The sequence below is a fragment of the Stappia indica genome (genome assembly GCF_020177335.1).
Lineage (GTDB): Bacteria > Pseudomonadota > Alphaproteobacteria > Rhizobiales > Stappiaceae > Stappia > Stappia indica_B.
In genome coordinates, this window is record NZ_JAIVMG010000017.1 from 1 (window position 1) to 17,309 (window position 17,309).

16 protein-coding genes are annotated in these 17,309 nt (G+C 62.4%); 5 read left to right on the plus strand and 11 right to left on the minus strand.

The features are described from left to right. Together LC062_RS18940 and LC062_RS18945 are read right to left on the minus strand one after the other, a co-directional pair. Positions 1–386, minus strand: a 386-nt coding sequence (locus LC062_RS18940) for a hypothetical protein (protein WP_224912574.1), incomplete at its 3' end; no start/stop codon positions are given. 486 nt (positions 387–872) lie between these two features. Beyond that, on the minus strand, positions 873–1,805 hold the full coding sequence (locus LC062_RS18945; protein ID WP_224912575.1) for a plasmid recombination protein: 933 nt from the start codon (positions 1,803–1,805) through the stop codon (positions 873–875). Between the two features lie 451 nt (positions 1,806–2,256). Between LC062_RS18945 and LC062_RS18950 the strand changes: the two genes are divergently transcribed. Together LC062_RS18950 and LC062_RS18955 are read left to right on the plus strand one after the other, a co-directional pair. Next, a complete protein-coding gene (locus tag LC062_RS18950; protein WP_224912576.1) occupies positions 2,257–3,147 on the plus strand; it encodes a helix-turn-helix transcriptional regulator in 891 nt (296 codons plus the stop codon). Positions 3,148–3,242: 95 nt separating this feature from the next. Further along, entirely contained in the window at positions 3,243–3,782 is a 540-nt protein-coding gene (locus tag LC062_RS18955) for a YbhB/YbcL family Raf kinase inhibitor-like protein (RefSeq protein WP_224912577.1), read from the plus strand. 166 nt (positions 3,783–3,948) lie between these two features. Here the strand turns inward: LC062_RS18955 and LC062_RS18960 are convergent, their stop codons facing one another. The 6 genes from LC062_RS18960 to LC062_RS18985 all read right to left on the minus strand — a co-directional run bounded on the left by LC062_RS18960 (position 3,949) and on the right by LC062_RS18985 (position 9,933). Continuing rightward, positions 3,949–4,473: a carboxymuconolactone decarboxylase family protein gene (locus LC062_RS18960; protein ID WP_224912578.1), complete on the minus strand. Its 525-nt coding sequence runs from the start codon at positions 4,471–4,473 to the stop codon at positions 3,949–3,951. Positions 4,474–4,513: 40 nt separating this feature from the next. Continuing rightward, positions 4,514–5,341: an SDR family NAD(P)-dependent oxidoreductase gene (locus tag LC062_RS18965; RefSeq protein WP_224912579.1), complete on the minus strand. Its 828-nt coding sequence runs from the start codon at positions 5,339–5,341 to the stop codon at positions 4,514–4,516. Positions 5,342–5,437: 96 nt separating this feature from the next. Continuing rightward, positions 5,438–5,746: an AtuA-related protein gene (locus tag LC062_RS18970; RefSeq protein WP_224912580.1), complete on the minus strand. Its 309-nt coding sequence runs from the start codon at positions 5,744–5,746 to the stop codon at positions 5,438–5,440. Then, the gene (locus LC062_RS18975; protein WP_224912581.1) at positions 5,747–7,081 is read right to left on the minus strand and encodes an acyclic terpene utilization AtuA family protein; all 1,335 of its coding nucleotides are present in this window, start codon (positions 7,079–7,081) and stop codon (positions 5,747–5,749) included. Continuing rightward, positions 7,078–8,958 carry a TRAP transporter permease gene (locus LC062_RS18980; protein WP_224912582.1) on the minus strand — a complete coding sequence of 627 codons (1,881 nt, stop codon included), beginning with the start codon at positions 8,956–8,958 and terminating at the stop codon, positions 7,078–7,080. Before LC062_RS18980 ends, LC062_RS18975 begins: the two co-directional genes overlap by 4 nt. A 12-nt stretch (positions 8,959–8,970) precedes the next feature. After that, positions 8,971–9,933 carry a TAXI family TRAP transporter solute-binding subunit gene (locus LC062_RS18985; protein WP_224912583.1) on the minus strand — a complete coding sequence of 321 codons (963 nt, stop codon included), beginning with the start codon at positions 9,931–9,933 and terminating at the stop codon, positions 8,971–8,973. Between the two features lie 148 nt (positions 9,934–10,081). On the opposite strand from LC062_RS18985, the gene LC062_RS18990 reads away from it, so the two are divergent. Next, the gene (locus LC062_RS18990) at positions 10,082–11,023 is read left to right on the plus strand and encodes a LysR family transcriptional regulator (RefSeq protein WP_224912584.1); all 942 of its coding nucleotides are present in this window, start codon (positions 10,082–10,084) and stop codon (positions 11,021–11,023) included. Between the two features lie 97 nt (positions 11,024–11,120). Here LC062_RS18990 and LC062_RS18995 read toward each other — a convergent pair whose 3' ends face one another. Further along, complete coding sequence (locus tag LC062_RS18995) at positions 11,121–12,305, minus strand: aspartate aminotransferase family protein (RefSeq protein WP_224912637.1); 1,185 nt, start codon at positions 12,303–12,305, stop codon at positions 11,121–11,123. A 94-nt stretch (positions 12,306–12,399) separates the two neighbouring features. Further along, entirely contained in the window at positions 12,400–13,635 is a 1,236-nt protein-coding gene (locus tag LC062_RS19000) for a benzoate/H(+) symporter BenE family transporter (protein ID WP_224912585.1), read from the minus strand. 140 nt (positions 13,636–13,775) lie between these two features. Between LC062_RS19000 and pdxR the strand changes: the two genes are divergently transcribed. Further along, positions 13,776–15,266, plus strand: coding sequence for a MocR-like pyridoxine biosynthesis transcription factor PdxR (gene pdxR / locus LC062_RS19005; protein ID WP_224912586.1), 1,491 nt, complete (start codon positions 13,776–13,778; stop codon positions 15,264–15,266). Positions 15,267–15,341: 75 nt separating this feature from the next. On the opposite strand, the gene LC062_RS19010 is transcribed toward pdxR, so the two are convergent. Continuing rightward, positions 15,342–15,770, minus strand: a complete 429-nt coding sequence (locus tag LC062_RS19010) for a VOC family protein (RefSeq protein ID WP_224912587.1) — start codon at positions 15,768–15,770, stop codon at positions 15,342–15,344. 217 nt (positions 15,771–15,987) lie between these two features. On the opposite strand from LC062_RS19010, the gene glyA reads away from it, so the two are divergent. Then, positions 15,988–17,292 carry a serine hydroxymethyltransferase gene (gene glyA / locus LC062_RS19015; protein WP_224912588.1) on the plus strand — a complete coding sequence of 435 codons (1,305 nt, stop codon included), beginning with the start codon at positions 15,988–15,990 and terminating at the stop codon, positions 17,290–17,292. Positions 17,293–17,309: the final 17 nt, after the last annotated feature.

Below are 17,309 nucleotides of genomic sequence, written 5' to 3' on the forward strand. Positions count from 1 at the left end.
GCGAACTGGTCGATCCTGATGTGCCGGGCAATCGACTTGTTCTGGGGCAGCTGCGGCGGATCTTCCGGGTCGATCTCCCCGCTGCGGGCAAGCTCTTCCGCGCGCCGTGTGATCGGATAAGCATCCGGCTTCCACGCCGTGAAATGCGGTGCCGCGGCGATCGTATCGGAGATCACCGCCTCGATGAGCCCGCCGTCGCGCTTCTGGATGGAGGCGCAGAAGGACACAAAGCTTGATACTTCCTCCGGCAGCACCGGGTCTCCCCCGAAGGCGGCTTCGCTCGCGCCGACGACGGCGCTATCTACCATCGCCATGATCTGCGGTGACAGCAGCGCATTGGCTGCGGGGGTAATGGCGGCTTTCCGCCTGGATCTGGTCTTCGTCATGCAAAATCTCCTGGCGATCCGCACGGGGTCCCGCAACGCTGACCAGGTGCACGGGTGAACCCGTGCGCGATAGGCGCAACGCTTTCGGGATCCGGCGGCCGGATCGCGACAAATCAGGTGTTCAGGGAAATGCTCGGCCCGTCAGGTGGCCGAATGCGCGCAAAGCTTCGAGCTCGCCGCGCGCCTGGCACGGCAAGAAACCTGCGGACAGATGACGAAGGGTGTTTCCGCGGCAACGCGCGGCAGTCTAGTCTTGGCAATAGCCATGGCCTGTATCCTCACTGATACGGGTTTGTGGTCAGGCTGTCGTTGGTGTTGGCGCACCGGCGGCAGCCGCTTAGCTCTCAGCCCGCGCAAATCTTAGGCTGAGACATTTAAGGTAAGACGATCGCGAAATCCTGCAATGGGGAAACAAGCCGTCAATAGGTTTGATTGACGGCTTGGTTAACAACCCACTTTCACAAATAGGCTAGGCCCTCTGGACAGCTATCGCGGATCATTGCTTGGGGCGAGTTGTTCTTTTAGTTCCGCGAGTTCGGCTTCAAGCTCTTCGATACGAGCGTCGCGAGCTCGCAGCCGTGATGCGCGGATCTCTTCCAAGGCCTCGAGTTTCTTTCTGATTTTATCAGCCCACAGCCGTTTTTCTTGAGCCAGAATTGCAATCGCTTCGTGATGGCGTTCATCGAGGGCACGTGATTTCTCGTGAAGGGCGCGCTCAACACGAAAGCGCTTTGGACCAAACCGCATGTGGTTGAAATGCTGGCTGACCGCTCCGTGGAAATTGTCTTGGCACGCAGACATCGCAAGGCGGTATGACTTTTCGCCAGCATTGTGAATTTTTGAACGGATTTGCTTCCGCTCCTCCGAGTTCGAGACTTGCTCGGGGCGGAGCCTTGCGCGCATTTCCTGTCGGGTCTGTTCCCGAGCGTTATAGCCGGGATGGCAGGTCAGATCCAACTGGGATCCGACCTTGTGCGGGAGGACATAGAAGTGAAGATGCGGGTATTTTTCGTCTACATGCAGCACCACACTCGCAAGGGTTGAGCTGAAAGTGGACTGTAGCCAAGCTAGCGTTGCGTTGGTCCAGTTTCTCAAGGTGTCTGAGCACGTTGACGTCTGAACGTCCGACCAAGCAATCGGATATGAGACAACGCCTCCAAAGAGCACAATGCCATCGCTCCGAACTTTTCGACCAATCGGATCGGTGGCTGTGTCCGCCTGTGCTGTGGCCACCTCGCCGACTCTGATCGGATTGTCACCAAATAAGATCCTTGGATTTGCAGGTGTCGGGACATGGTTGGAAGCCCAGGGGAGCCGCATCCCTTCAGCAGTAATCCCGCTGACGTTCCGCCATGCAGGTTCGTTGCTCCTCGCCACACGTCGAAGGCCTTCGATGTGGATGAATTGACTGACGGACATTTGATCTTCCTCTCGTTTCGATGTGTCCGTCGACTAAAGATTCACACAAACAAGCAAGGAACAAACGAAATATCTCGCGGCCACATTCTAGTCGGTCTGTAGAATATGGCCGCAGTACAGTTGCTGCGGTGGAATATTTCTGGATACCGAGACAACGGCAGTCGTCGCAAGAGGCAGCTCATCTCGCTTTTGATGGAGCGTGGCAGGGCAAGCCACGAACCCGATTTCGGGGCACCTTGACAAGAAACGTATATGCATTTGTATTGTAAGCTCGTCGGGATGAGCGCTGTATTTTCAAGTGCTTGTTTAGGTGACGTTTTCGGGCGCTACGGGGGAGAATCCCTTCCTCTCCGCCACTCCCAGAATTTCCCATTACTCGATTGATGATATGACCTCTTTCGAGGGGGGGCTCCGCGTCTGTCCCATTTGGTCTTCCAGGTTCGCTTTGGAATTGGCTTGGGACAACTCCCATCTCACACATTTCAACTGCTTCGCCGCCTGGTGCCGTTCTTTGGTTGAAATGTCACGCAAAGGGAAAAGCGCACTGGATATTCGGAAAAGCACTGAAGGGGTAACGCTCTTCACCATCTCCCAGGCGACCGCTGCCACCTTTGATGACCTTTACATCGGGCAGACCTTCCTTTGCTTTATTCGCTCGGGGACAAAGAAGGTTCTTTGTCCTGTAAATGGCGAACTTCTGGCGAAAGAAGGAGACCTTATCCTCTTTCCGCCCGAGTCCTTTGTCAGCCTTGAAAACCGGCCGCTGCGCAATGCCGCCTATCAGGCCGACGGGGTCTATTTTGCGGATGAGCTGGTGGCCGAGGTCTTTCCCGAACCCGCTCGGAGCGCAAGGCCGACGGGCATTCACATTCTTGCTGCCGAGCAACAGGACAGCCGCCAGATACTGGCGCAGATCAGAGAGACGGTCCTGTGCGAGGATTTGCCCTCGCCAATCCGCCACCATCGCCTGCTGGAGCCACTGATCTGGCTGCGTCATCACGGCATGACGCTCGCCCTGCCGCAGGACAGCCTGCCCGTCAGCCAGGTGCGGCGGCTGTTGGAAACCGATCTCAGCCGCTCCTGGCGGATATCCGAGGTGGCTCGTCATTTTGCGATGAGTGAGGCGACCTTGCGCCGCTGGCTGGCCGGCTCTGGCCATGGGTTCGCGAAGATCCTGCACAATGCGCGTCTTGAACGCGGGCTGGGCCTGCTTCAGACGACGGATCTTTCCATCTCCCGGATAGCGCTTGAATGCGGCTTTGGAACGCCTTCGCATTTCAGCGATTCTTTCAGGAAACGTTTTGGAGTGGCGCCCAAATATATCCGCTCTGCGGAAGGGTGAGCGATTTTCGATAGTCTTTGAGCGTTCGTTGAAGGCATGAGGCGTGGGCCGTCTGTATCTCGGGGGCCTCCCGGAACAGAAGGAAAGGACCGGACATGCGTTTCATGATTGCTCTTGCCTGCGTGGGCGCGACCTTGTCGGCAGCGCCTGCCATGGCTCAGGATTTCACTCTTACCAGTACGTCGATCAGCGAAGGGGGGCCGCTTTCCAGCGATCAGGTGTTCAAGGGCTTTGGCTGCGATGGAGGGAACATGTCTCCTCAGTTGGCCTGGACCAACCCGCCTGAAGAGACAAAAAGTTTCGCGATCACGGCCTATGACCCGGATGCGCCGACCGGATCGGGATGGTGGCACTGGACCGTTGTGAACATTCCGGCGACCGTCAGCGAACTGCCCGCCGGCATCAGCGGTTCATTCGGAAATGACGCTCTCGAGTTGACGAATGATTTTGGGGCGCAGGGCTTTGGCGGCGCCTGTCCGCCGCCAGGTGAGGTGCATCGCTACATCTTCACGGTTCATGCCCTTGGCGTCGCGTCCCTGGATCTGCCTGCTCAGGCAAGCAATGCCCTGACGGGCTTCATGATCAACGCCAACGCCCTCGGGAAAGCGCATATCACCGCAGTGTATACGCGCTGACCAAAGAGGCGGCACCGGCAGCAGGCGGTGAGGCCTGAAGGGTGTGTTCATCCCAACTGAAAACCCGAAGGTGGTTGCGGCCAGGCAGCCACCGAGAGGCTTCAGGGATGAACACACCGCACACGATGGTCTGATCGCCCGCGCTCGAGCCGAGTCGGCACGGGGATCAGCGTGGATCGTGGGAGTGGACCTCCAGCGCCTCCAGAAAGCGGGAGACCATGTTGTAGGCGCCGATGGTTGCCGTCAGTTCCACCAGGGCGCGATCGTCGAAAGCGGCGCGGACTTCTGCGAACACCTCTGCGGGGACCTGAACATGCCGTGTCATGGCTTCGGCATAGGCCAGGGCCGCGCGTTGTTCGGCGGTAAACAGCGGGCTGTCCTGCCAGTTGGCAAGGGCGTCGATCTGCGCCTGACTTGCCCCTTCCGCAAGGGCGATGGGGATGTGTTGATCCGCCTCGTAGGGGGCCTTGTTGATCTGTGCGATACGCACGATCAGCAACTCGCGCAAACAGCCGTCCAGCCCGCTTTTCTGCCGGATCGCGGTCAGAAAGGCGAGCCACCCTTCGGCGACGGGAGGGCTGTGAATCAGCATCTGGTAAAGATGCAAAAGGCTGCCGCGCTCAGTGACGATGCGCTCCACCAGAGCGCGGGCTTCGGGCGCTTCCGGGTCGCCATAGGGGATACGGGCCATTGGGGTCTCCTGAGGAAACTTGCGAGCGAAAAGCGCGGTTTCAGCGGGTGGCGGCGGTCAGGCCACCGTCCACCACAAGTTCGGTGCCGGTGACATAGCGACTTTCGTCCGCAGCGAGGAAAAGCGCCGCGTGGGCAACATCCCAGGCGCTGCCCATGCGCGCCATGGGCACCTGCTGGTTCCGCGTGGCGACAAAGGCGTCATACTGTCCGGCGGCATATTTGTCGGCGAGCTGCGTCACCAGAGGCGTATGCATCAGCCCCGGCACCACGCAGTTCAGGCGCACCCCCTTGGAGGCATAGAGAACGGCCGTGGTCTTGGTCATCTGCATCAGGCCGGCCTTGCTTGCCGCATAGGCAACCTGCGGCTTGCCGATATAGCGCAGACCCGCGACAGAGGAGATGTTGACGATGGAGCCGCTGCCCTGCTTCTCCATCACCGGCAGGGCCGACTTGCAGGTCAGGTAGGCGCTCTTCAGGTTGACATCCAACTGGGCGTCCCAGGTCTCTTCATCCATGGTGGCGGGATCGCCGGGCTCGGAGCGGCCGACATTGTTGACCAGAACGTCGATCCAGCCGAACCGCGCCAGGCACGCCTCGATCAGGGCGGCGGTTTCCTCCGCGCGGGTCACATCGCAGGTGCCCACATGCATGGTGCCGTTTTCCTCGGCAACAATGCGGGCCGTTTCGGCGGCCGCTTCCGCATTGAGATCCACGCCGTAGACCTTTGCGCCCTGCCGGGCAAACAGAACGGAGATGGCCTTGCCATTGCCCCAGCCTGGGCCGCTCGACCCACAACCGGTAACGAGGGCGACCTTGCCATCCAGGCGGAAGGGGGGAGTGGCGATGTCGGTTTCGGATTTGTCCATGTGTCGTTCCTCGTCTCACGGTTTTCCGTGAGAGATTGCGCATATGTGCGCGGGGTAGGCGGGAAGGGTGATCCGGCTGGCGGAGAGGAGCCCTGTTCAGGTTTCGGGCAACTCCAGGTCCAGCACGGCGGCGCCGATGCATTTGCCGTGGGCATCCAGTGCCAGCGACTGGGTGACGCCGCCGGCCAGCGCATCGTGCAGAACGAAGTTCAAGGCCCCCAGGGCGGGGAGCTCGTACCGCTCGATCTCGCCGATCGACATGCCGGGAAAGCAGGTGCGGATCCGCTCTGCACTGACGTGCCGGGCCAGGTGCGGATAGTCTTCCAGCTTGTAGGCAATGACCGAGATGTTGGAGGTGTTCCCCTTGTCGCCGGTGCGGCTGTGGGCAAGTTCGCGCAGGCGCATCTACACCTCCATCATGTGAATCCGGGGCGAAACAAGCTGCTCCGGAATGAGGGTGGACAGCACACCGATGACCCGACGTGTCGAGCGCCACGCTCCTCCGCCACCGGAGGGGCCGTTGAGATAGAGAGCCTCGACCTCCCGACCGATGCGCTCGGCATCCGCCCGGCTGTCCGTGCGGGCCGCGAAGCGCATGCGCACCTCGCGCGGGGCGGGCGTATCGGGCTCCGGGCCGAGAATGGCATTGACGCCAATCAGTTCGCCGCGTGTCTCCCGGCACGGGATTCCAAGCAGGCGGACCCGTTCGGCGACGATATCGGCGGCAAGCTGTCCGCGCTCTCGGGCGCCGGGACCTGCGTAGGAAATCTGCCCCTCGCCAATCCATCCTTCCTGCACGCCAAGGGAGACCTTCAGCAGTCCTGTGCGGGGGTGGCCGGAGCCACCTGCAAGGCGGATGCGGTCGGGCCCATCCTCCATCATGGTCACGCCGGAAAAGTCGGCCACCACATCCGGCTGAAGGTAGCGGGCCGGGTCGTGCACCTCGTAGAGCAGCTGTTCGGTGCAGGTCGCGCGGGAGACCTCACCGCCGGTGTCCGGCAGCTTGGTGACGGCGAGGGTGCCGTCCTCGTCGATTTCGCCGATGGGCATGCCCAGGCGGGCCAGGTGGGGCGGGTCCTTGTAGCCGGGATCGGCGAAGTAGCCGCCGGTGACCTGAGCGCCGCATTCCAGCAGATGCCCGGCAACAATGCCCCGGCCAAGGCGCGGCCAGTCGTCCATTTGCCAGCCAAAGGCGTGAAGCGCTGGCCCCAGAAACAGGGCCGGGTCCGACGCGCGCCCGACAATGACGATGTCGGCTCCTTGCGCCAGGGCCTCGGCAATCGGGGCGGCTCCCATGTACGCGTTCGCCGAGACCAGCTTGTCCCGCACGCTGGCCACAGGCGCGCCGGTTTCCTCTATGAGGAAGTCACCGCTACAAACGGCCTCAAACACATCATCGCCGGTGACGGCTGCAATCCTGAGATCGGAGATGCCGCAGGACCGGGCCACGCGAGCCGTGGCTTTGGCCGCCGCCAGGGGATTGGCGGCGCCCATGTTGGTGACGATCTTCACTCCGTTCCGTTTGCAGGCCGGCAACACCGCCTGCATGCGCGCTTCCAGCAAGGGCTCGTAGCCGTGGTCCGGATTGTCGAGACGGGCGAGTTGGGCCAGCGCAATGGTGCGCTCGCCAAGGCACTCGAAGACCAGATAGTCCAGTTGGCCGCGTTCGGCGAGATCAACGGCAGGGTCGATCCGGTCACCGGAATAGCCGGCGCCCGTGCCTATCCGAATGCTCTTCATGGCTGGCGCTCCAGTGCCGGGCCGGCAGCGTCTTTCGAGGGCGGTTGCTTGCGCAGGAACGCCCAGGCAAGGATGGCAATGGCGATCAGCGGCGTGAGGGTGAAGGGCAGGACCGCCAGCACGATCACCGCGAGATAAATCACGCCGTCCAGCAGGCGCTTTCCGAACAGGGGCAGGCCGCTCAGCAGGGCCGGGATGGCCAGCACCAGAGCGCCGCCGGTCAGAACGGCATCCAGCACCGCCAGAGTTCCCCCGTTTCCGGTCATGCCCGGATAGATGAGGAACAGGAAGGGGACCAGATAGACCACGGCGGCAAGCCGCACGGCCTCCAGAGCCGCGGGCAGCCAGTTGGTCTGCGCAATGCCGGCCCCGACGAACACCGCGATGCAGACGGGCGGCGTCACCACCGAAAGGGTGGCGAAGTAGAACACGAACATCTGCGCGGAGAGCGGGTCCACCCCCACGGTCGTCATGGCTGGCGCCAGAACGGCCGCGACCAGAACATAGGCGGCGGTGGTGGGCAGCCCCATGCCCATGATGAGGCAGACCACGGCCACGATGATGGCAATGATGCCGACATTGTCTCCGGCAAGCTGCACGATGAGCGAGGAGATCACGACGCCCACGCCCGTGAGATTGATCATCGACACGAGGATCTGGGCGCCGGCCAGCAGCACGCCAATGATGACGAGGCCGCGTCCGGCATCGGCAAGCCCGGCGACAACATGGCTGGCCATCTCGCGCGGCGAGGTGCGGCCGATATTGGTGGCCACATAGGCCAGCAACAGCCCGAGAACGCCCCAGAAGGCGGCGGTGGTGACGGAGCGGCCGGTCAGAATGGCCAGCAGAAGTGCGCCGAGGGCCGCCACCACGGGCAGCGCGCGGCGCGGGGCAAAGATGGCGTTCCACGCCGGCAAGTCTTCTTCCGGTGCGGCCCGGAGGCCGCGTCGCAGCGAGACGATATGCACGGTGATGAAGACGGACAGGTAGAAGAGCAGGGCGGGAATGACCGCAGCGGCCATGACCGTGAAATAGGAGACCCCGAGGATTTCCGCCATCACGAAGGCGGCCGCGCCCATGATGGGCGGGGCAAGCTGGCCGCCGGTGGAGGCCACGGCTTCCACTGCCGCGGCGAAGGGCGCGGGGTAGCCAAGGCGGCGCATCATGGGAATGGTGAAATTGCCCGTGGTCGCGACATTGGCCACGGCGCTTCCGGAAATCATGCCGAACAGACCGGAGGCGATGGTCGCGACCTTGGCCGCGCCGCCGGGGCTACGCCCGCCAAGCCGCATGGCCAGATCCATGAAGGCCTGGCCGCCGCCGGTATGCAGCAGAAGGGCGCCAAACAGCACGAAGGCCGCGATCACCGTGGCCGCAACGCCGGTCAGCATCCCCCAGATGCCAAGGTCGCCAAGGAAAAGTGTTTCAGTGACAAAGGCGACGTCGAAGCCGCGATGGTTGAACGGTGCCGGCAGCAGGTGGCCGAACAGGGCATAGGCCAGTCCCATCGCCACCATGGCCGGAAAGATGATGCCGACGGCGCGGCGGCTGAGCTCCAGAACGGACAGGGTCAGCCCGGCGGTGAGGGCCATGTCGAGCGAACTGGCCCATGGCAGTTCGGTCATGATGCGATCGTAGTTCACCACGACATAGGTGCAGGCGGCCAGTGTGGCGGCGGCCAGCGCCAGATCGATCACCAGCCCCAGTGGACGCCAGCGGGTGCCGGCGCCCAGGGGGTAGAGGGTGAGGCCAAGACAGGTGACCAGCGCGAGAAAGATCGCGCGCTGGATCAGGCTTTCAAAGGGCCCCGCGCCCGCGGTCCAGAATACGAACACGCCAACGAGGACCGCGAGCGCGGCTGAAAGTTTCTTGAACATTGGCGGTCCCCATCACTTCTTCGGCTGAAGCTTCTGGGGCAGTTCGATGCCGTTTTCGCTGAACCAGCGTGCGGCGCCGGGGTGCAGCGAAACCGTGCCGTAGGTGGTGGTCAGCTCGGCGAGGTTCTCGCCCTTCAGGGAGGCGAGGGCGGCGACCTGGACGGTCTTGTCGGCCATTGCGGCCTTCACGATCTGATAGGCGGTTTCCTCGTTCAGGTTGGGGCTGGCGGCGACGGCCAGGCCAAAGCTCCAGGTCGAATATTCGGGAATATCCTGATCGGCGTTGGCCGGCACCTTCACCACGGAAATGTCCGGCATTTCCTGTTCCAGCTTGCTCGCCTGTTCGTCGGTGAGGGAGAGCACATTGATCGGGGTCATGGTGGAGATGTCGAGCGACGAGCTGTCGAGTTTCTTGCCGGCGCCGGATTTGACATAGCCGGTTACCCGGTTGTCCTTCACCATGTTGACGACGTCGGTGGTGGAGCCGCGTACATAGTCGGGCTGGATGCCAAGGGTCTTGAGGACCGCTTCGGCCGTTGCCTCGGTCGCGGAGCCTTTCAGGCCCGGGTTGAACCGGCGACCGTTCAGCTTGTCCATCGTGTCGATGCCGCTGTCCTTGCGCACGACAACGTTCTGGGGCGCCGGAGCATAGACCCACAGAAGCTGAATGTCGGTCGGGCGGCCCTTGAAGCCCTGCGTGCCACTCACGGCATGCTGGACGACATTGGTGGTGACAAGGCCGAAGTCGATCTGATTCCGCTCCATGCGGCGGATGTTGTCGAGCGTAGCGCCCGTTTCCACCACCGAGGCTTCGACGCCGTCAATCTGGTCGTTGATGATCTTTGCCAGGGCGACAAAGTATCCGTACTGGCTGGACGATGCAGACGTTGAGCCAATCAGGAGCTTCTCATTGGCGTGAGCTGCTGGAGCGGCAAGCAATATTGCGCCAGCCGCGAACAATGCGCGGATATTCATTCCGTTTCCTCCCGGGGGGCGAAGCGTGAGCTTCAGTCACCGCTTCGCGACTTTCGTTTCCTTCCTGCGGGCCGATCTTTGCCGACCCGGAGAAACTGTTGCACAAGGCGGCTGGTGTTTTAATTGAAAAGAAGTCATTTTTCATTGCATGAAACGCATCAATCCAGACCTTAAAGAGCTGCGCCTGTTCGTGACGTTGGCCGAAGCCGGAGGGTTTCGGGCCGCGAGCGAGATTATCGGCCTCAGTAGCCCGGCGCTCAGCCGTCAGATTGCCCAGCTCGAAGGGCGCCTGAAGACACGCCTGTTCGACAGGGACACGCGCAACGTCGAACTCACGCCGTCCGGCCGGGAACTGCTTGGGCTGGCCCGCCGGGTTCTCAATGAAGCGGCGAAGGCGCGGGACGAGTTCGATACGTTTCTCGCCGCGCGCCGGGGTAGTATTTCTCTCGCCTGTCTGCCGTCCGTTACGGCCGGGCTCATGCCGCCGATCCTGTCCCGCTTCGTCATCGACCGGCCTGATATCGATGTCCGGTTTCTGGATGCAGTGTGGGACGGCGGTGCCAGCGCGGTGCTCGACGGGCGGGCGGACCTTGGCTTGACCACGAATACGGCGGATGGCTCCGGTCGGCTGACCTTTCGCAAGCTGATCGAAGATCCCGTCTATGCGGTCGCGGCCCCGGGCGGGCCGCTGGATGAGCCGCGCGCCTTTCTCTGGGAAGAGATTCTGGCCATGCCGTTTGTGACCATGGCGCCGGGCACGACGGTGCGAGATCACATCCGGGCGGCGGTGACCCAGATCGGAGCCGTGTTTCGCCCGCGCTTTGAAGTGTCACATCTGGCGTCGGTGGGGGCGCTGGTGCGGCAGGGGCTGGGGGTGACGGCCCTGCCACGGCTGACCTTGCCGGTGATTGGCGGGTCGTCGCTGGTCGTGCGTCCTCTCAAGGCGCCGACCATCGTGCGGCAGATCGGCCTTCTGCATCTGCCGGGACGCAGCCTGTCGCCCGCGGCGCAGGCGCTGACCGATGCGATCGTCGAGTATTGCAGCCGGCACACCCAGGAGGACCTTCTGGAGCTTCCTGATCCGACTTAAGGGCCGGAGCCAACCGGATGATTGGGGGCAGGCGCAGGAGGCAGCACGAGGCTTCCTGCCTGCGTCGCCTCCCTGTTTCCGGGGCCTTCGTCCGAGTTCACGCGGGCTGTCTTGAAAGGTGGGCGAATGTCTCGTTACAACGTGCGGCGAATAGGTGGATGTCCTCGTCGGTGACGATCAGCGGCGGCAGGACGCGGGTCACATTGTCGCTCGCCGCGATGGTCAGGATCCGGGCGTGGGTACGCAGGGCCTCGACGACCTCCGGCGCGGAGCGGGTGGTCTGGAGCCCGAGCATCAGGCCGTGCCCGCGCACCTGGACAATGAAATCCGGGTAGCGAGCGGCCATCTCTTCGAGCCGGCTCCGCAGCAAGGCTCCCTTGCTCCGAATGTCGGCGAGAAAGGGGGCCTCCATTACGATGTCAAGAACGGCATTGGCAACTGCTCCGGCCAGCGGATTGCCTCCAAAGGTCGACCCGTGCGCACCGGGCATCATGCCGCAGGCCGCGGCCCGGGTGGCAAGACAGGCGCTGATCGGGAAACCGCCGCCAAGACCTTTCGCCAGGCTCATGATGTCTGGGGCGATGCCGGCTTGCTGATGCGCGAAGAGGGTGCCGGTGCGGCCGATGCCACATTGGATTTCGTCGAAGATCAGCAAAAGGCCATGTGCGTCGCAGAGTTCGCGGAGTTGGCGCAGGAAGCGGTGGCTGACGGGCCGCAAGCCGCCTTCGCCCTGAATGGGCTCGATCATGATGGCGGCGGTCTGCGGCCCGACGCAGGCGCGCACGGCAGCGATGTCTTCAAGCGGACATTGATCGAAGCCGTCGACCGTGGGGCCGAAGCCATTGAGATACTTGCGGTTGCCGCCGGCTGCCATCGTAGCGAGCGTCCGTCCATGGAAGGCGCCCTGAAAGGTAAGAATGCGCCAGCGTTCAGGACGGTCATGGGCATCGTGATGACGGCGCGCGATCTTGATCGCGCATTCGTTTGCCTCGGCGCCAGAGTTTGCGAAAAAGGCAAGATCGGCAAAGCTGGCAGCCGTCAGGCGTTCGGCCAGCCGTTCTGTTTCGGCGATCCGATAGGCATTGGACAAGTGCCACAGCTTGCGGCTCTGGCGCTCCAGGGCGTCGAGCAGATGCGGATGCGAATACCCGAGCGCATTGACGGCAATCCCTGCGCCAAAATCGAGATACCGTTCACCATTGGCGGTAAAGAGCCAGACGCCTTCGCCATGCTCGAACACCATGGGGGCCGGCTGGAACACCGGAAGAAGAGCGCTGGTCATACCGTGTTGTCCTGATGGTGCGGCAGCGGGGAACGTGTTGCGAGACATGGGGCGAGTTGCCTGTCCCGGATGTTGTTCGTTCTGGTGTGACGTGTCACTTGGTGGCTCCTTCGCTGAGGTTTCCAGTGCTGGACTCGCGCTGCGGCCAAGTGCCATTCAGCGCAAGATGGGCGACAAAGCCGATGACCAACCCCCAGAAGGCTCCGCCGATCCCGAACAGGGTGATGTTCGCAGCCGACGCAAGGAAGGTGATCAGCGCCGCCTCACGGGAGGCCGGATCCGCCATGGCGCCGGCGAGGCTTCCGCCGATGGTTCCAAGCAGCGCCAGGCCGGCCAGCGTTGTGATGAAAGTTGCCGGAAACGCCATGAAGACGGCGGCGAGCGTCACGCCGAAAACACCGACCAACACGTAGAAGACGCCCGCCGCAATGCCAGCGATCCAACGTTTTGACGGGTCTTCGTGGGCTTCGGGCCCCGTGGCAATGGCGGCTGTGATCGCCGCGAGGTTGAAGGCATGGGAGCCGAATGGCGCCATGAGGAGGGAGCCAAGCGCGGTTACGGTGACGATCGGGTTGGCGCTCGTCCGGAAGCCGTCGTTCCGAAGGACGAGCATTCCGGGCATGTATTGGCCTGTCAGGGTGATGAGAAACAGAGGGAGGGCGACTGAAAGCAGCGCATTCAGCGAGAATTCCGGCATGGTGAAAACCGGGGTGGCGAATTCCAGCCGCAGTTCCGACAGGTCGACCTGCCCTTGCAGGAACAGAAACGCAAGCCCGAGAACGAGGATGCCGACAACGGCATACCGGGCGGAGAAACGCTTCAGACCGACATAGGCGGCGATCAGAAATCCGACCAGAAGGGGATCGGCGTTGGCCCCGCCAAAGGCTCCGATGCCGAATTGCAGCAGGATACCGGCGAGCAGGCCCGAGGCGATGCCGAATGGAATGAGCCGGATGACCCGCTCGAAATATCCCGAGAGGCCGAGGATCACGAAGGCCACAGCCGAAACCATGTAGGCTCCGATGGCCTGCGCATAGGACGTCGTGGCCAGGGCGGTGACAAGAAAGGCGGCTGCCGGCGTCGACCAGGCGGTGATGATCGGCTCGCGGAAATGCCAGCTCAGGATAAGCCCCGTCAAGCCAACGCCAATCGAGATTGACCAGACCCAGGAGGCTGTCAGCCTTGGATCAAGGCCCGCAACCTGCGCTGCCTGGAAAACCAGGATGAAGGTACCGCCATAGTTGACGATGACGGAGATCAGACCCGCGATGATCGGGGGCGGGAGGTCGGTCAGGCGAAGGGGAGAAGAGGGGGCACGGGGCGAGGTCATCCTGAAGGGCTCCTGAAGTCCGGGCGTGGGGTAACGGGGGGAGGCGACACGGGGACAATGAGGGCCCGCAAGCGACGTTGACTTTTAGGCGCTCAATGGCCTGATATGCCCATCCAATTTTCCTCTTGGGGGCAGACCATTTGTTCAGACATTCCCAACTTGAGACTGTCCAGGCATGGCTTGCGCATCCCGCTCATGCGGCGATGCCGCTTCACGCGCGGATCCAGCGGGCGGTTCGACAATTGATCCTCGATGGCGTGCTGGGGCCGGGGAAGTCGCTGCCTGCCTCGCGCGCGCTCGCCAAATCGCTCGGCGTTTCGCGCGATACGGTGGAGGCGGCCTACGCCCAGCTTCACGCCGAAGGCTTTATTGTCCGGCGTGTCGGTAGTGGCAGTTTCGTCGCCGAGATGACCGAGTTCTTGTCCGGCCACCGGCGCTCCAAGCGCGATGCTCTCCTGCGCAACCAGGCTCCGAACCTTAGCAAACGCGGCAGCGCCGTGTTCCAAAGCGGCGGTGTGCGCGAGATGTCGCTGCCGCGCCCCTTCGCGCATGGGGTGCCGGACACGCGCAGTTTTCCGCTACCGCTATGGGAGCGATTGGAGCGACAGGTGCTGAAAGAGACCGGCACGCAGGCGTTGCTACATGGCGATCCGCAGGGAGCCGAGCCGTTGCGCCGCGCCATCGCAGATTATGTGAACCTCGAACGCGGCGCGCGTGCCACTGCTGATCGCGTGCTGGTGCTGACCAGTTCGCAACAGGCCATGACGCTATGCGCGAACATGCTTCTCGATTCTGGCGAGCGGATATTCATCGAAGACCCAGCCTACTACGGTGCGCGCAAAGCGTTCGATGCGGCCGGTCTTGAATGTATTCCAATTCATGTCGACGATCAGGGGATCATCGTCGACCCGATCCTGGATGAACCGCGCCGTGCCAAAGCCATCTTCCTCACGCCTTCGCACCAGTTCCCGACGGGTGCGACTCTGGCGCTGGATCGCCGGTTGGCGCTGATCGAATGGGCGGCCCGGCATCAGGCGTGGATCATCGAGGATGATTATGACAGCGAGTTTCATTATGCGGGCAAACCCACCGCCTGCGTGCAGGGCCTCGATCCCCATGACCGGACCATCTACATTGGCACGTTCACCAAATCCCTCTTTCCGGGGTTGCGGATCGGTTACGTTGTGTTGCCGCCGCAGTTGGTGAAACCGATGACGGTCGCCCGCACACTGCTCGACGGACATACGGCTGCCATGGCACAGTTGACGCTCGCCCGTTTCATGGAGGGCGGGCACTTCGGAGCGCATGTTCGTACCATGCGCGGCATCTATGCGCAGCGGCTCGATGTGCTGTCCGGGCTGGTCCGCAAGCACCTTTCCGATTTTGTCGAGCCCCGTGTCCCTATCGGCGGCTTGCAAATGCCGTGCGTGCTGACCTGTGAAATCTCCGAGCGTGTGGCTATCGATGCCGCGCGACGTGTCGGCGTCGAACTGTTGGGCCTGTCGGCGCTTCATGCCGCCGGTGACGGCAAGGCCGGTTTTCTGATGGGGTTTGCCGCCTACACGCCGGCGGAGCTTGAGAGTGCTGTTCGGAAGCTGGCGAACGCGCTCCAGACGGTGAAAAGAACGTAGTTTATGGATGTTGCCAGACGGGTGCCAGCTTTGCGGGACGAAGCGGGCACCCAGCGCCATGACACAGATCTTGCCCTAGAATTCGATCACTACTGACGCAGCGCTACGCCGTCCCTCGCCTTGGTAGACAGCCTCGATATTGTTGCCATCCGGATCGAGCACGAAGGCCGCGTAGTATCCTGGGTGATAGGTTCTCACTCCGGGCGCGCCATTATCGCGACCGCCGTGTGCCAACGCCGCACTGTAGAAAGCGTCCACCGTGGCACGATCCTTGGCCTGAAAAGCTAGGTGGTGTCGGCCGGTTAACTCACCCAAAGCTGTCGGGCTTTCCGCCGAGGACACGACGAGTTCGTCGGCCAGGAAGTAGCCATTGTCCGTGCTGACAACTGGTATATCCAGCACGGACATGACTGCCGTGTAAAAGTCTTGGCTCGCCTTGAGATCGCGCACCACAAGCTGGATGTGGTCAATAAGGCGTCCTCGATGCAGGCGGTTGGTTTCCATGGTCACTCCTGGTGAAAGGGGGATTGAGGGGGGCCTAGGGCCGGATAACCTGTAAGGGGCCTTTCTGAGGTTTGCCATGCATGAGAAATGGTCTGGATGCATCCCCTGAAATGGATGGAAATATCAGGCCAATCTCATGCTAGGGACCGGCAGGTCGCGCACCGCATCATGCTCATGTGGTGAGCCAATCCCTGTCGGAACCTGAAGGAGACCCGCGATGGTAGCATCGACAGCAGTAGTCCTGAACCAGCCCCTTGCAGAAGGACGCGTCGGAAGCGTCAACCTGTCGGGCGGTGACAGCGCGGTGTTTGCGGCCATTGCCGAGGAGCGGGACCGCCAGCGCCATTGCATCGAACTGATTGCCTCGGAGAATTTCGTCAGCCCCGCGGTTCTCGAAGCGCAGGGTTCGATTCTCACCAACAAATATGCCGAAGGCTATCCGCATCGGCGCTATTATGGCGGCTGCGCCAGTGTCGATGTGGTTGAAGACCTCGCCATCGAGCGGCTGAACCAGCTGTTCGGCAGTGCCTTTGCCAATGTGCAGCCGCATTCGGGCAGTCAGGCCAATCAGGCGGCGTTCCTTGCGCTGCTGACGCCGGGCGATACGATCCTCGGTCTCGACCTCAAGGCTGGCGGCCATCTGACGCACGGGGCTGCCGTCAACCTGTCAGGCCGATGGTTCAACATCGCCAGCTATGGCGTGGACCCTGACAGCCATCTGATTGACATGGACCAGGTGGCCGAACTTGCGCGAACGCATCGCCCCAGACTGTTGATCGCAGGCGGATCGGCCTATCCTCGCACGCTGGATTTTGCCCGCTTCCGCCAGATCGCCGACGAGGTGGGGGCGATCCTGATGGTCGATATGGCGCATTTCGCAGGGCTGGTCGCCGGCGATGTGTATCCATCGCCAGTCCCCTTTGCCGATGTCGTCACCTCGACCACGCACAAGACGTTGCGCGGGCCGCGCGGCGGGTTCGTCCTCACCAATGACGCCGGAATTGCGAAGAAGATCAACTCGGCCGTCTTTCCCGGCCTGCAAGGTGGCCCGCTCATGCACGTTATCGCGGCAAAGGCCGTGGCGTTCGGTGAGGCGCTGGACCCCTCATTCAAGACCTACTCGCGGCGTGTCATCGAGAACTGCAGCATTCTGGCGCAAACGCTCGCCAATGGAGGATTGGCGATTACCAGCGGTGGCACCGACTGCCATCTGGCGGTTGTCGATCTGCGTCCGCTGGGCATCACTGGCAACATCGCCGAAAAGGCGCTGGAATCGGTAGGCATCACCCTCAACAAGAATGCGATCCCGAACGATCCCGAAAAGCCCATGGTGACATCGGGCATCCGGGTCGGAAGTGCGGCAGGAACGTCGCGTGGCTTTGGTGTGCAAGAGTATCGGCAAATCGCCGCGCTGATCCTCGATACGCTGCACGCTGTGCGTGGCGGAACACTCGATGCCGAGCGCGACCGGATCAACGGGCTTGTGCGTGACCTCGTCGGCCGCTTTCCGCTGCCCTACTGAGCGCGCCATGATGCGGG

Excerpts from the sequence above, each read along its gene's own strand:
- LC062_RS19010 (WP_224912587.1), bottom strand. The coding sequence starts at position 15,770 with ATGGAAACCAACCGCCTGCATCGAGGACGCCTTATTGACCACATCCAG.
- LC062_RS18975 (WP_224912581.1), bottom strand. The coding sequence starts at position 7,081 with ATGAAGAGCATTCGGATAGGCACGGGCGCCGGCTATTCCGGTGACCGG.
- LC062_RS18980 (WP_224912582.1), bottom strand. The coding sequence starts at position 8,958 with ATGTTCAAGAAACTTTCAGCCGCGCTCGCGGTCCTCGTTGGCGTGTTC.
- LC062_RS18945 (WP_224912575.1), bottom strand. The coding sequence starts at position 1,805 with ATGTCCGTCAGTCAATTCATCCACATCGAAGGCCTTCGACGTGTGGCG.
- LC062_RS18985 (WP_224912583.1), bottom strand. The coding sequence starts at position 9,933 with ATGAATATCCGCGCATTGTTCGCGGCTGGCGCAATATTGCTTGCCGCT.
- LC062_RS18990 (WP_224912584.1), top strand. The coding sequence starts at position 10,082 with ATGAAACGCATCAATCCAGACCTTAAAGAGCTGCGCCTGTTCGTGACG.
- LC062_RS19000 (WP_224912585.1), bottom strand. The coding sequence starts at position 13,635 with ATGACCTCGCCCCGTGCCCCCTCTTCTCCCCTTCGCCTGACCGACCTC.
- glyA (WP_224912588.1), top strand. The coding sequence starts at position 15,988 with ATGGTAGCATCGACAGCAGTAGTCCTGAACCAGCCCCTTGCAGAAGGA.
- LC062_RS18970 (WP_224912580.1), bottom strand. The coding sequence starts at position 5,746 with ATGCGCCTGCGCGAACTTGCCCACAGCCGCACCGGCGACAAGGGGAAC.
- LC062_RS18995 (WP_224912637.1), bottom strand. The coding sequence starts at position 12,305 with ATGACCAGCGCTCTTCTTCCGGTGTTCCAGCCGGCCCCCATGGTGTTC.
- LC062_RS18965 (WP_224912579.1), bottom strand. The coding sequence starts at position 5,341 with ATGGACAAATCCGAAACCGACATCGCCACTCCCCCCTTCCGCCTGGAT.
- LC062_RS18960 (WP_224912578.1), bottom strand. The coding sequence starts at position 4,473 with ATGGCCCGTATCCCCTATGGCGACCCGGAAGCGCCCGAAGCCCGCGCT.
- LC062_RS18955 (WP_224912577.1), top strand. The coding sequence starts at position 3,243 with ATGCGTTTCATGATTGCTCTTGCCTGCGTGGGCGCGACCTTGTCGGCA.